We start from the raw sequence: 13,783 nt of genomic DNA on the forward strand, positions 1-13,783 counted from the left end.
ACGGATGAAGAATGGAAGCGTATGACGCCAGAACAAAAACGAACCTACAAGATATTTGTTGGGGTCGTCATTGCAATTCTGGCGTCACTCGCCATAAAAAAGATCTTTTTTTAGGACCAGCTGAAAGGGCAAACCTGGCCCTTGTTGGGTTTGCCGCGTGGCCTGCAATCCATCAGAAGCATTGTTTCGAGTCGTTGGATGACGCCCTCTTTATCCCGTCGTCCCGAGCGTTGTATCCGTATAAATTAAGAGTGGGTCTTCGGCAACAATGAAATTCAAGACGCTAGCAGGAACGTTGTTCGTACTTCTTTTGACCGCTTGTTCGTCTTTACCAGACACGCGGATGGAATGGATGAAGCCGAAATTTGTCGAGCGCGAGACAGTTATTGAAGGCTCCGCAGCCACCAATCTTTCTGTGCTCTATGGAACGTATAAAGTGCTGGGTTCCCAGGGGCACGATAGCGGTATTTCAAGTGTCAAACTTATAAAGAGTGAAAAAGGGAATCCGATAATCAGGTTCTACGATAAAAACGACCGAGAAATTGGGCTCGGATTTAGCCCCCCAGTCTGTGCCGCGAATACGCGGGCAAGTGACGCGCCTCCTTATGTTGTGTGTGGCAAGAACAGCATCGTCTTTCCGCAGCCGTGGTTCTTGCTGGCCGTCGAACCGACGGGACGGGTTATTAGACAGGGGAATGCAATATTCGGATACAAAGAGATGGTGATCGAAAAAGGCAACTACAGCATGTCTTTTTCGTGGGGCAAGGGCGACCACGGTGCTGACTATGCTCTAAAGCGGGTCGAGTAAAGCGCGGCATTGGATAGATAAATATGAAAATCAGAACGAGGCTGGCGGCCCTGCCGCTCACAGCCCTGGTATCACTCGCGTCGAACGCGCAGCACGCGCCGACGCCAGCCAACGAAGCGGCAGCTGCACGGGCCAACGCCGAACAGAACCAGCAGATCCAGCAGCAACGCGACGCACAGCAGCGCGACGCAACCGTGCAGGCGCCGGCCGTGCGCTCGGAAGTCCCACACGCGGAAGGTTGGCCCGACCTGCCGGCAGAGCAACCGTGCTTTCGCATCGACTCGTTCGCGCTCGACGTGCCACCCAACCTGCCGGACGCGGTCCGCAGTCAGGGCGCATCGGAACGACCGCTCGACCGCTTCGCATTCGCGCGCGAATGGCTCGACCACTACCGCAGGCAATGCGTCGGCAGGGCCGGACTCGATACGCTCACGAAAGGATTGCAGCAGGCAATCCTGAGTGAGGGCTATATCACCACGCGAGTGCTGCTACCCGAACAGGACCTGTCAACGGGCAGGCTTAAATTCGCACTCGTGCCGGGCGTCATTCGCAAACTACGCTACGTCGATCCGTCGACGCGCGGCACGTGGAAGTCCGCCTTTCCATCGCGCGACGGCGACATGCTGAACCTTCGCGATCTTGAGCAGGGGCTTGAGCAGATGAAACGCGTCAGTAGCCAGGACGTGGACATGAAGATCGAGCCCAGCGACATGCCTGGCGAAAGCGATGTCGTGCTGACCGTGAAGCGCTCGAAGCCGTGGAGTTTCGTGGCCTCGGTCGATAACTCGGGCTCGGATGCGACGGGCAAATGGCAGGGCAATATCAGCCTCGGCATCGACAATCCGCTCGGCCTGAACGACGTGTTCACGGCCGGTGCGAATCAGGATCTGTCGTTCGGCAACAAGTCCCTTGGCTCGCACGGCTTCAACGGTTCGTATTCAATCCCCTGGGGCTACTGGACGGCGACACTGTCGGGTAACACGAACACGTACTACCAGAACATCGCGGGTGTGAACCAGACGTTTGTCTCAAGCGGCAACTCGCAGACGGCGGCGCTGCGACTGGCACGCGTTATCACGCGCAGTCAGAGCGACGTTCTCGGCGGGTATGTCCAGCTATCGAAGCGCTTCGGCGACAGCTTCATCGACGATACGGACATCCCGCAGCAGCGGCGCGACAACACGTTTCTGGAATTGGGCGTGACCGACCGGCATTACTTCGGAGCGTCGCAGTTCGACGGCACGCTCGCCTACCGTCAGGGTGTTGGAGGATTCGGCGCGACCGCGGACCCACACCCGGACGGCCCGACGTATCGCTATCACATGGCCGTGCTTGACGCAAACCTGTCGGTGCCGTTCGCCGTTGCGACGCAGAATTTCCGTTACGTGACGACCGTTCACGGGCAATTCACCAACGACACACTGTTCTACCTTGATGACCTCACCATTGGCAGCCGGTACACGGTGCGCGGTTTCGACGGCGAAACGATGCTCGCGGCAGAGAAAGGTTTCTACTGGCGTAACGAACTGCAATGGCCGGTGTTCCAGACGGGACAGACGTTATATGCAGGGATCGACTACGGGCGCGTGTTCGGACCGAATACGGCGTCCCTAGCCGGAACACAACTGGCGGGCGCGGTGATCGGCATCCGCGGTGGTCTGCCTTCACGCTTTGCCGGCATCTCCTATGACCTGTTCGTCGGAACGCCGGTCTACAAACCGGCGGGATTCCCGACCGAGCGATTCACGGTCGGGTTTCAGATGACCGCGCAGTTCTAGACGAAAGCATCGGACAGCTCGTGACTTTGTGCCAATGTGTCAAAAATTGTCTCGGGGGTAATATAAGGGGTAAAAAATTCCATCAATCGCTGGAAGCCCAGCCACACAAGGTTGTACGGCAATATTTGCATTGCCGCCGCAAAGAAACTAAGCAAAGAAAGCTTCACACCGCTAGCCCATAAGCGGGTCCCTCGCGCAGTCGCAGTAGTGGCGCATCTGGAATCCGTGCGTGCGCACATTCCACGTGAGTGACAAAGCAGTCATTCTTCCGGCGGCGCTTCGCGCGCCGCCGCGATCTTCATTGATTGCCGGGCTTGCAACGTGGGCCGCCTTTCACCGTTGCAAGCCCGCAGGCGCACCAAACTAGCGCGCGCCACCGCTTCAATTAGGTGCATCCCTCATACTCCCACCCCGCCAGCCCATGCTGCACCGCCATGGCACATAGCTTGCATCGTCATTCCCCACGATGCTGCCGCGTCCTGACGGCAGCCGACCAGTTCGTCGCCACCACCGCTCACAGAACATGACACGATCGACTCTTCGCCCCGCGCGTCGCGCCTGGCTCGCCGCACTGTTGCTCTCGCCCGTCCTTGCCGTCAATGCGCCCGCCGCTCAAGCGGACACGCTCGATAACATCGCCAAGGCAGGCGTGCTGAAGGTCGCCGTGCCGGAAGACTATCCGCCGTTTGGTTCGGTCGGCGCGGATATGAAGCCGCAGGGCTACGACATCGATACCGCCGCCCTGCTCGCGAAGTCGATGAACGTCAAGCTCGAACTCGTGCCGGTCAATAGCGCGAACCGCATTCCGTATCTGCAAACGGGCAAGGTCGATCTGGTGATCTCGTCGCTCGGCAAGACGCCGGATCGCGAGAAGGTGATCGATTTTTCGACCGCCTACGCGCCGTACTTCCAGGGCGTGTTCGGTCCCGCCGACATCAAGGTCGGCGGCCCCGCCGATCTCACCGGCAAGACGGTCGGTGCAACCCGCGGCGCGCTGGAGGAAATCGGTCTCACGCAAATGGCGCCGAATGCGACCATCAAGCGCTTCGAGGACAACAACGCAACCATCGCCGCGTTCCTGTCGGGCCAGGTGCAGTTGATCGCCGCGGGCAACATCGTCGCGGCTACGATCCTCTCGAAGAACCCGCCGCGTCGCCCGGAACCGAAGTTCGTGATCAAGAATTCGCCGTGCTTCGTCGGCATGAACAAGAACGAGCCACGCCTGCAGCAGAAAGTGAACGCGGCCATCGCGCAAGCGAAGCAGGACGGCACGCTCAACACGATGTCGAAGAAATGGTTCAGCGCGCCGCTGCCGGCCGATCTGTAAGCGAACCGTTAGCCGAACTTGATACCGTGGCTGGCTTATCCGGCGCTGCACTCGTCATGAACTCATCCCGTGCAACGCACGTGATCGCAGCCATGACGCGCGGCGCCTGTCATTGTCGCAGCCGGTCCCGCAAGGGATCGTCACAACGACCGTTGCAACCCTACGCACTCAATCGATGAAGCTGACACCTCGCGAGAAGGACAAGCTGCTGATCTTCACCGCCGCGCTGCTTGCCGAACGGCGCCGCGCACGCGGCCTCAAACTGAATTACCCGGAAGCGATCGCCTTCATCACCGCCGCGCTGATGGAAGCGGCCCGCGACGGCAAGACCGTCGCCGAGGTGATGCACTACGGCACTACCCTGCTCACCCGCGACGACGTCATGGAAGGCGTGCCGGAAATGATTCCCGACATTCAGGTCGAAGCCACGTTCCCCGACGGCACCAAGCTCGTCACCGTTCACCACCCGATCCCCTGATCACCGAAATCACCGAAATCACCACAGAAACCACATAAGGGCAGCCCCAGATGATTCCCGGCGAACTCCTCATCGACGACGGCGAACACGAACTCAACGCGGGCCGCGCCACCGTCACGGTGGTCGTGTCGAATACCGGCGACCGTCCGGTGCAGATCGGCTCGCATTACCACTTCTATGAAGTGAACGAGGCGCTCGCGTTCGATCGAGAAGCCGCGCGCGGTTTCCGGCTGAACATCGCGGCAGGCACCGCGGTGCGCTTCGAGCCCGGCCAGGAACGCACCGTCGAGCTGGTCGAACTGGCGGGCGAGCGCGTCGTCTACGGCTTCAACGGCAAGGTGATGGGCAAGCTGTGAGGCGCCACGCGCGCTCATTCGCTTCGACCGCCCTGCTCATTTCCGGACCCACACCATGACCTTACGCATTGGCCGCCGCGCATACGCGGAAATGTTCGGCCCCACCACTGGCGACCGCGTGCGCCTCGCCGACACCGAGTTGCTGATCGAAGTCGAGCGCGACTTCACCACCTACGGCGAAGAAGTGAAGTTCGGCGGCGGCAAAGTGATTCGCGACGGCATGGGCCAGTCGCAACGCGTGCATGCCGACGTGGTCGATACCGTCGTGACGAATGCCGTGATTCTCGATCACTGGGGCATCGTCAAGGCCGACATCGGCATCAAGGACGGCCGCATCGCCGCGATCGGCAAGGCGGGCAACCCCGACATCCAGCCGAACGTGACGATCGCGATCGGCGCCTCCACCGAAGTGATCGCTGGCGAAGGCCTGATCGTGACGGCGGGCGGCATCGACACGCACATTCACTTCATCAGCCCGCAGCAGATCGAAGAAGCGCTCGCGAGCGGCGTGACCACGATGCTCGGCGGCGGCACCGGCCCGGCGACGGGCACAAACGCGACCACGTGCACGCCGGGTCCGTGGCACCTCGAACGCATGCTGCAGGCGGCCGATGGTTATCCCATGAACCTCGGCTTTCTCGGCAAGGGCAATGTGAGTCTGCCGCAGCCGGCGCTGGAGCAGATCGCCGCGGGTGCGATCGGCCTGAAGCTGCACGAAGACTGGGGCACGACGCCGGCCGCGATCGACAACTGTCTCTCGGTTGCCGACGACACCGACACGCAGGTCGCGATCCACACGGACACGCTGAACGAAGCGGGTTTCGTCGAAGCGACGGTGGCCGCGTTCAAGGGCCGCACGATTCACACGTATCACACCGAAGGCGCGGGCGGCGGCCACGCGCCGGACATCATCAAGGTATGCGGCGAAGCGAACGTGCTGCCCTCCTCGACCAATCCGACGCGCCCGTACACCGTCAACACCCTCGAAGAGCATCTCGACATGCTGATGGTGTGCCACCACCTGGACCCGTCGATTGCGGAAGACATTGCGTTCGCTGAATCGCGCATTCGCCGCGAGACCATTGCCGCCGAAGACATTCTGCACGACCTCGGCGCGCTGTCGATGCTGTCGTCGGATTCGCAGGCCATGGGCCGGGTCGGCGAAGTGATCATCCGCACGTGGCAGACGGCGCACAAGATGAAGGTGCAACGCGGCGCGCTGCCTGAAGACAACGCGCGCCACGACAACTTCCGGGCGAAGCGCTATGTCGCCAAGTACACGATCAACCCGGCGGTCACGCACGGCATCGCGCATGAAGTCGGCTCGATCGAGCCGGGCAAGTGGGCCGACCTGGTGTTCTGGGAGCCGGCGTTCTTCGGCATCAAGCCTTCGCTGATCCTCAAGGGCGGCATGATCGCCATGGCGCAGATGGGCGACCCCAACGCGTCGATTCCGACGCCGCAGCCGGTGCACTATCGCGAGATGTTCGCGACGCGCGGCGGCGCCCTGGGACGCACGTCGCTGACTTTCGTCTCGCAGATGGCCGCCGAAGCGGGCGTCGCCGAACGCTACGGCCTGAACAAGCGTATCGTTGCGGTCAGGAACTGCCGCAACATCTCGAAGGCAGACATGATCCACAACGCGTGGCGTCCGGCGATCAGCGTCGATCCGGAAACCTATCAGGTGATTGCCGACGGTCAGTTGCTGACCTGCGAACCGGCCACCGTGCTGCCGATGGCGCAACGCTACTTCCTGTTCTAAACCATGCGCACCATCGACAAACTCATCGCGCCGCATCTGAAGCTCGCGCCCGTGCTGGTCAAGCGCGCGCCGACGCTGACACTGGCGTTCGACGACCGGCGCAAGAGCCGGCTCGCGGCCAGGCTCGATAGCGGCGAAGAAGTCGCGCTGCTGCTGCCGCGCGGCACCGTGCTGCGCGACGGCGATGTATTGGTCGCCGATGACGGTGGCCTCGTACGCGTCGTCGCCGCGCCGGAAACGGTGCTCTACGTGCGCGCGAAAGATGCGTTGACGCTGACGCGTGCCGCCTATCACCTTGGCAACCGCCACACACCGGTGGAAGTCGGCGCGGATTATCTGAAGCTCGAATACGATCCGGTGCTGGCTGACATGCTCAAGCGCATCGGCGCAACGGTCGATCAGGTCTCGATGCCGTTTCAGCCGGAGTCCGGTGCGTATGGCGGCGGCCATAAGCATGGTCACGACGAAACGTTTGCCGAAGACTATGCGCTCGCGCAGCAGGTGTTCGGTGAGCATCATGGGCATGAGCAAGGTCACGACCATGAGCATGGGCATAGCCACGCGGTGCAAGGGCATTCGCATTCGCACGGGCATGACCACGGTCATGAGCATGCGCACGATCATGACCACGATCACGGCGATCACGTCCACGACGAATCGTGCGGCCACGGGCATCACCATCATCATGCGCATCGCTGAACTGACGGCGCTGCTGCATCTTGCGTCGCCGGCGCTGCCGATCGGCGCCTTCAGCTACTCGCAGGGTCTCGAAGCGGCCATCGAAGCGCATTTGATCACCGATGCCGATTCCGCCCGCGACTGGATCGCCAGCGGCTTGACCGACGTGCTCGCGCATGGCGAACTGCCGTTCCTCGCGCATCAGATGGAACGCTGGCGCGCGCATGACGCCGCGGCCCTCGCACACGCCAACAGCGAATTCCTGGCGAGCCGTGAATCCGCGGAATTGCGCCGCGAAACGGAGCAGATGGGCTGGTCGTTGCGGCAGTTATGCGTGTCGCTGGAATGGGGCGATGCTGAGCGGCGCGCGACGCTCGCCGCCATGACGCCGCTCGCTCAACCCACGGCGTTCGCCTTCGCCGCGTACGCGCACGACGCCGCCGTCGACGCCGCCCTCGCCGCCTACGCCTTCAGCTGGGTGGAAAACCAGGCGGCCGCCGCGTTGAAGGCCGTGCCGTTGGGACAACTCGCCGGGCAACGCATCATCGTCGCCTTGCGCGAGCCGATCGATGCCGCCGTCACGCGCGCCATGGCCACGTCGCCGGAAAACATCAACACCTTAGCGCCGCAACTCGGCATTCTCTCGGCGCGTCACGAGTCGCAGTATTCGCGGCTCTTTCGCTCATAACACGAACCATCATGAACGCACCTCAGCATCCCGCCCACTCGTCTGTCCGCACGAAAAAACTGCCGCCGCTGCGCGTCGGCGTCGGCGGCCCGGTCGGCTCGGGCAAGACCACGCTGCTCGAAATGCTCTGCAAGGCGATGCGCGAACAGTACGACCTCGTCGCCATCACCAACGACATCTATACGAAAGAAGACCAGCGCCTGTTGACGGTGGCGGGCGCGTTGCCGGCCGAACGGATCATGGGCGTCGAAACCGGCGGCTGTCCGCATACGGCGATTCGCGAGGACGCTTCCATCAATCTCGAAGCCGTCGACCGCATGCTGACGCGTTTTCCTGACGCGGATATCGTGTTCATCGAATCGGGCGGCGACAACCTCGCGGCGACGTTCAGCCCGGAACTGTCCGACCTGACGATCTACGTGATCGACGTGGCGGGCGGCGAGAAGATTCCGCGCAAAGGCGGCCCGGGCATTACGAAGTCCGATCTGCTGGTGATCAACAAGACGGACCTCGCACCGATGGTCGGCGCGAATCTCGAGGTGATGGCGTCGGATGCGAAGAAGATGCGCGGCGAGCGGCCCTTCGTGATGTGCAATCTGAAGGCGCTCGACGGCCTGGATGTAGTGGTGAAGTTTATCGAGGCGAAGGGGTTGCTGAAGGTGTGAGCCGCGGGCGCGCGTGCCGCATTTGCGCCCACTCCCTCACTCCGATTCCGGCAACAACGCCATCAACACATCCACGGTCCGCACCGTCGCGCCGCGATGACGCGCGGCGAACGCCGAGGCCGCGCCGCTCATGGCCAGTCTTCTGGCCTTGTCGCCGAACAACTCGCGCAATGCCCGCGCCAGATCGGCCGGATCCTTCACTTGCACGGCGGCGCCCGCCGCCACGGCATCCGCGGTGGCCTGTGTGAAGTTGAAAACGTGTGGTCCGATCAACACCGGCACACCGACCGCACACGCCTCGATCAGATTCTGCCCACCCAAGGGCAACAAACTGCCGCCGATGAACGCCAGATCCGAAGCAGCATAGTACGCGCCCAGTTCGCCCATCGAATCGCCCAGCAGCACGTTCACGCGCGCAGGCAAAGGCGGCACACCACCGCTCGCGGTCGCCGCCGCCGACGCCACCTTGGCATCCGGTGCCCACGTCGAACGCCGCTCGAGTCGTAACCCGGCCTTCTCGACCAGCCCCGCCACTTCGTTGAAACGTTGCGGATGACGCGGCACCAGAATCAGCAGCGCGTTGTCGATACCGAGCGCCGCGAACGCCTGCAGCACGAGTTCCTCTTCGCCCTCGCGCGTACTCGCCGCGACCCACACCGGACGCGCGCCGATTGCCGCGCGCCACGCATGCCCGCGCGCCGCCAGTTCCGGCGGCGTGCTCATGTCGAACTTCAGATTGCCGAGCACCGCCGTGTTGCGCGCGCCGAGCGCGGTCAGCCGCTCGGCATCCGACGGACTCTGCGCCAGCACACGCGCAAAGCCGCCAAACACATCCTTGGTGGCATTGCCGAACTTGGCCGCGCGTTTATACGAGCGCGCCGACATCCGCGCATTGGTCAGCACCAGCGGCACGTCCGCGCGACGGCATTCGTCGATCAGCGTCGGCCACACTTCGGTTTCCATCACCAGACCGAGCGACGGCCGCCATGCCCGCAAAAACCGCCGCACGGCGTGCGGCGTGTCGTACGGCAGATAGCTGCGCAAGACACGGCCGCCGAAAATCTCCTCGCCGGTGGCGCGCCCGCTCGGCGTCATGTGCGTCAACAGAATCCGTGCGTCGGGACGCGCCTTCATCAGCGCGTCGATCAGCGGTTGCGCGGCGCGCGTCTCGCCCACCGACACCGCATGCACCCAGATCAACGGTGCATCGTCCTCGGGCAGCCGGCCGCGCGAGTAACCGAACCGCTCGCCGATATGCTCGCGATAGCCGCGTTCCTTGCGCGAGCGGATCAACAGGCGCAACACCGCCAACGGCGCGATGATCCACCAGAGCGCGTGATAGATCGCCCTCAGCATCGGCACTCCGCCGGCCTGACGGGACAAGCCAACGCGTCGTGCGAAACCAGCAAATAGAGCGCGGCGCTCAAACCAGCGCCCTGCCCTTCAGGCGCTCAAGAATTCCAAGCGGCGCGCAGTCGGGCTGTGCCATCGACTTGACCGGCAGGAAAAAAGTCTGCTCCAGCATGAACTGGCCGGACATCACCGCATGCGAGGTCTGATCCGAGAAACACACCCAGACGCTGCCGGGCGGAAACGGCATGGTCTCCTGCGGGCTCGACTTCTGATAATCGAGGTCGGCCTTCATGCCGTCGTGCAAATGCAGCATCAGATGGTCGTACTCGCTGCGCGGCGTTTTGGTCACGTGCAGCAGGTTCAGCAGCCGCGCCGAGCCCGGCATCTGCGGCTTGATATGCGGCAGGAAGCGTTTGGCCATGTCCTCGAACGGTTCGCCGACACGCCACACGCGCGGCGCGCCATGCGGATTGACGTTGGTAAACACACGCAGAATGCGCTCGCCGTAGTTCGGCCGCGAAGGAAAGGCGTCCACATGCAGACGGCTATCGTCTTTACGCCATGACGTCTCGCGCGTTTCCACCTGATGCAGCCGCAGGCTGGTCGGCGCCACGCGCAGTCTGCCGTTGTATTCGGGAAAGAGTCCGTCGACGAGCGTGCGCGCATTGGTCTGATAACGCGCGATCAACGCGCGCACGGCGGATTGCGTGACGGCGTCGCCAGCCACGCCATGCAACGCCCCGCCATTGGGTTCGAGGCTGATGTTCTTGCGGTTCGGGTCGGCGAGCGCGGGGTCGAGCAGCGCCTGTTCGCCGCCTTCGATCGCGAAGCGCAGATTGGGAAAATACAGCACTTTGCCGCGTTCGACGCCGGCGAGCAGCGTCTCACGCGGCACGGACAGATTGCGCCCGTGCCAGTCGGCGTTCGCTACTTCGATGATCTGGGTTTCGTTCATGGTCGCCCTTGAAAACGGTTGGAGCGCAAGGCGAAGCGCCCCGGACGGGTCATAGCAGGCCGAAGTCCGCGAGTGCCGACTTCACCTGTTGCAGCGTGGGTGGCTGTCCGGCCGTGCCGAGATTGACGACGTTCGGCGACCAGTAGCCGCCAGTGCGCCACGCAGTGGCAAAATTGTACAACTCGACCGTCGGTCGCTTCAGCGCCGCCGCGATGTGAACCAGACCTGTGTCAACTCCGACAGTCGCGGCCGCGCCTTCGATCAGTCCGACCACCGCCGGCAACGAGAGCTTCGGCGGTACGATGGCCGCGGCGCCGAATTCCCTGGCAAGACGCTCGCTGGTGGCGCGCTCGTCCTCGCTGCCCCACGGCAGCACGATCGACGCGCCGCGCCGCACCAGCGACTGCCCCAGTTCGATCCACGCGGTGTCAGGCCACTGCTTGTCGGCGCGCGACGTGGCGTGCACGAACACGACATACGGCACCGGCAGATTCAGATTCGCCTCCGACAACGCCAGCGCGGCGCGTCCGGTGTCGATGCCGAAGTCGATGTCGTCGGTGGGTTGCGGCGCCGGGTCGTCCAGCGCCGCGGCCACCAGTTGGCGCGTGCGCTCGACCACATGGGTGCGCGGCTCGATCGGCACGCGCTTGCCGTAGAAGAAACGCACCGGCCATTCGAAGCCCGCGCCGTCGGTGCGATTCGCAAGGCCGACCACCGGCCCGCGCGCCATGCTCGCGACCCACGCGGTCTTGATGAGCCCCTGGCAGTCGATCACGAGGTCGTAGTGTTCGGCGGCGAGCGCGCGCCGAAAGGCGCCGATCTCGCGCCAGTTGTCGACCGAGAGAATACGCTTGCGCCAGCGCCGCAGAGACACGGGAATCGCCCGCCGCACGCCGCTCACGAGTTGCACCAGCCCCACGAAGCTTTCTTCGACGAGCCAGTCGATCTGGGCATCGGGATGGCGGCGTCGGATGTCGGCGATCACCGGCATGTTGTGAACGACGTCGCCTAATGACGACACCCTCACGATCAATATCTTTTGCACGCTCAAGAGTGGGAAAACCGGTTATCCGGCCCGAAGATGCGTTGAGAGAGCCCCCGAACCTGTCGCTTCAAGCCAGGCCCCCGACGGGGATGAGACAACCCGGGGCGGCCCGGCGTTTTCTCATAAGGACGGCAATTCTAGCGCGTTGCATGTAAATGGCATGAAAAAAACGCGGCGCGGTAAGAGAAACCCGCGCCGCGTTCGACGACGACGCCGGTTCCCTTCGAACCGCGCCGCCGTTTTCAGCCTTCAGAACGGCAGCTTCGCGTCCGGCTTCTCCGCCATGATCACGCGGCGGAAGTCTTCCTGGATGCGCTTGAGCGCCGCGTCGCTATCGGCTTCGAAACGCATCACGACCACCGGCGTGGTGTTCGACGAACGCGCAAGACCGAAGCCGTCCGGATACTCGACGCGTACACCGTCGATCTTCACGACGTCGTCCGCGCCGGTGAACTTCGCGTTTTGCTGCAGGCGTGCGATCAGTTCAAAGTTTTCGCCTTCTTCGAGCTTCAGTTGCAATTCCGGCGTGGAGTTCGAGTTCGGCAACGAGTTCAGGAGCTTGCTCGGGTCTTCCACACGCGTGAGGATTTCGAGCAGGCGCGCGCCGGTGTACAGGCCGTCGTCGAAACCGTACCAGCGATCCTTGAAGAACACGTGGCCGCTCATTTCACCGGCCAGCGGCGCGCCGGTTTCGCGCAGCTTCGCCTTGACGAGCGAGTGGCCGGTCTTCCACATGAGCGGCTCGCCGCCCTTGTCCTTCACCCACTTGGCAAGGTTGCGCGTGCATTTCACGTCGTAAATGATCTGCGCGCCCTTGTTGCGCGACAGCACTTCTTCAGCGAACAGCATGAGCTGACGGTCCGGATAGATGATCTGGCCGTCTTTGGTCACCACGCCGAGGCGGTCGCCGTCGCCGTCGAAGGCGAAGCCGATTTCCGCGTCTGTTTCCTTCAGCGCGCGAATCACGTCCTGCAGGTTTTCCGGGTGAGCCGGGTCCGGGTGATGGTTCGGGAAGTTGCCGTCGATCTCGGTGAACAGTTCGACCAGCTCGCAGCCGAGCTTCCTGAACAACTTGGGCGCAAGTCCGCCGGCCACGCCGTTGCCGGTGTCGACCACGATCTTGATGGGACGCGCGAGCTTGATGTCGCCGGCGATGCGCTCGAGATAGGCGTCGGCGATGTCGTACTCGGTGTACGTGCCGCTGCCTTCGGAGAAGTTTTCGTCGCCGATGCGCTGATGCAGCGCGAGAATCTGGTCGCCGTAAATGGCCGCGCCGCGCAGGACCATCTTGAAGCCGTTGTAGTCCGGCGGATTATGACTACCGGTCACGACGATGCACGAATCGACGCGGCGCTCGCCACCGTCGAGCTGCAACGGCACGCTGGCCGCGAAATAGCCGACCGGTGTGGGCACCATGCCCACGTTGACCACGTCGACGCCGGCCGCACGCAGGCCGTCCGACAATGCCTGGATCAGCTCGGGACCCGAGAGGCGCCCGTCACGCGCGACCACCACGGAGTCGCCGCCTTGCGCCCGCACTTCGCTGCCGAACGCGCGGCCAATCGAACGCGCTGCGTCGGCGTCGAGCGTCTTGCCGATTACACCGCGAATGTCATATGCCTTGAAGATAGTTTTGGAGATCATGTTGGCTCACTTGCGTGCAATGGAAAATTTTGACCGACGCACCGCCGATGAATCGGTAAAACACAGCGATGCGCCCTTGCCGGAAGCGATCCGGTTCCAACTTATAATTGCGCTTTTCGGACCAGCCTTATAGCACCATTCTAATGCTTAGACGCCCTCCAAATGTAAAGTTGCCGCGACAGTCGGCTGGGTGGGCAATCGCGCGCACTGCGCCGCTCGGCTCATGTGTGCCGCTCGCGCTCACGA

13 protein-coding genes are annotated in these 13,783 nt (G+C 63.0%); 9 read left to right on the forward strand and 4 right to left on the reverse strand.

Translation table 11 applies throughout. From position 1 onward, the window contains the following. The first annotated feature begins 352 nt into the window (after nucleotides 1-352). From RI103_RS15285 to ureG, 9 genes are all read left to right on the forward strand, one after another. Entirely contained in the window at nucleotides 353-808 is a 456-nt protein-coding gene (locus RI103_RS15285) for a hypothetical protein (protein WP_310812782.1), read from the forward strand. Between the two features lie 23 nt (nucleotides 809-831). After that, nucleotides 832-2,586 carry a ShlB/FhaC/HecB family hemolysin secretion/activation protein gene (locus RI103_RS15290; RefSeq protein WP_310812783.1) on the forward strand — a complete coding sequence of 585 codons (1,755 nt, stop codon included), beginning with the start codon at nucleotides 832-834 and terminating at the stop codon, nucleotides 2,584-2,586. A gap of 523 nt (nucleotides 2,587-3,109) precedes the next feature. Further along, on the forward strand, nucleotides 3,110-3,913 hold the full coding sequence (locus RI103_RS15295; RefSeq protein WP_310812784.1) for a transporter substrate-binding domain-containing protein: 804 nt from the start codon (nucleotides 3,110-3,112) through the stop codon (nucleotides 3,911-3,913). Between the two features lie 175 nt (nucleotides 3,914-4,088). Then, on the forward strand, nucleotides 4,089-4,391 hold the full coding sequence (gene ureA, locus RI103_RS15300) for an urease subunit gamma (protein ID WP_011487082.1): 303 nt from the start codon (nucleotides 4,089-4,091) through the stop codon (nucleotides 4,389-4,391). A 50-nt stretch (nucleotides 4,392-4,441) separates the two neighbouring features. After that, nucleotides 4,442-4,747 (forward strand): urease subunit beta, encoded by a 306-nt coding sequence (locus RI103_RS15305; protein ID WP_310812785.1) that lies wholly within the window; start codon nucleotides 4,442-4,444, stop codon nucleotides 4,745-4,747. Between the two features lie 55 nt (nucleotides 4,748-4,802). Beyond that, the gene (gene ureC, locus RI103_RS15310; protein ID WP_310812786.1) at nucleotides 4,803-6,509 is read left to right on the forward strand and encodes an urease subunit alpha; all 1,707 of its coding nucleotides are present in this window, start codon (nucleotides 4,803-4,805) and stop codon (nucleotides 6,507-6,509) included. A 3-nt stretch (nucleotides 6,510-6,512) separates the two neighbouring features. After that, a complete protein-coding gene (gene ureE, locus RI103_RS15315) occupies nucleotides 6,513-7,208 on the forward strand; it encodes an urease accessory protein UreE (protein WP_310812787.1) in 696 nt (231 codons plus the stop codon). Then, nucleotides 7,195-7,875, forward strand: coding sequence for an urease accessory UreF family protein (locus RI103_RS15320; protein WP_310815247.1), 681 nt, complete (start codon nucleotides 7,195-7,197; stop codon nucleotides 7,873-7,875). The genes ureE and RI103_RS15320 overlap by 14 nt, the downstream gene beginning before the upstream one ends. 11 nt (nucleotides 7,876-7,886) lie before the next feature. Next, the gene (ureG, locus tag RI103_RS15325) at nucleotides 7,887-8,540 is read left to right on the forward strand and encodes an urease accessory protein UreG (RefSeq protein ID WP_310812788.1); all 654 of its coding nucleotides are present in this window, start codon (nucleotides 7,887-7,889) and stop codon (nucleotides 8,538-8,540) included. A gap of 36 nt (nucleotides 8,541-8,576) precedes the next feature. Here the strand turns inward: ureG and waaA are convergent, their stop codons facing one another. From waaA to RI103_RS15345, 4 genes are all read right to left on the reverse strand, one after another. Further along, nucleotides 8,577-9,896 (reverse strand): lipid IV(A) 3-deoxy-D-manno-octulosonic acid transferase, encoded by a 1,320-nt coding sequence (gene waaA / locus RI103_RS15330; protein ID WP_310812789.1) that lies wholly within the window; start codon nucleotides 9,894-9,896, stop codon nucleotides 8,577-8,579. A gap of 67 nt (nucleotides 9,897-9,963) precedes the next feature. Beyond that, on the reverse strand, nucleotides 9,964-10,848 hold the full coding sequence (locus RI103_RS15335; RefSeq protein WP_310812790.1) for a Kdo hydroxylase family protein: 885 nt from the start codon (nucleotides 10,846-10,848) through the stop codon (nucleotides 9,964-9,966). A gap of 49 nt (nucleotides 10,849-10,897) precedes the next feature. Beyond that, entirely contained in the window at nucleotides 10,898-11,899 is a 1,002-nt protein-coding gene (gene waaC / locus RI103_RS15340; protein WP_310812791.1) for a lipopolysaccharide heptosyltransferase I, read from the reverse strand. A 243-nt stretch (nucleotides 11,900-12,142) separates the two neighbouring features. After that, nucleotides 12,143-13,537 carry a phosphomannomutase/phosphoglucomutase gene (locus RI103_RS15345; RefSeq protein ID WP_310812792.1) on the reverse strand — a complete coding sequence of 465 codons (1,395 nt, stop codon included), beginning with the start codon at nucleotides 13,535-13,537 and terminating at the stop codon, nucleotides 12,143-12,145. Nucleotides 13,538-13,783 lie beyond the last annotated feature (246 nt).

It is taken from the genome of Paraburkholderia sp. FT54, assembly GCF_031585635.1.
Taxonomy (GTDB): Bacteria; Pseudomonadota; Gammaproteobacteria; order Burkholderiales; family Burkholderiaceae; genus Paraburkholderia.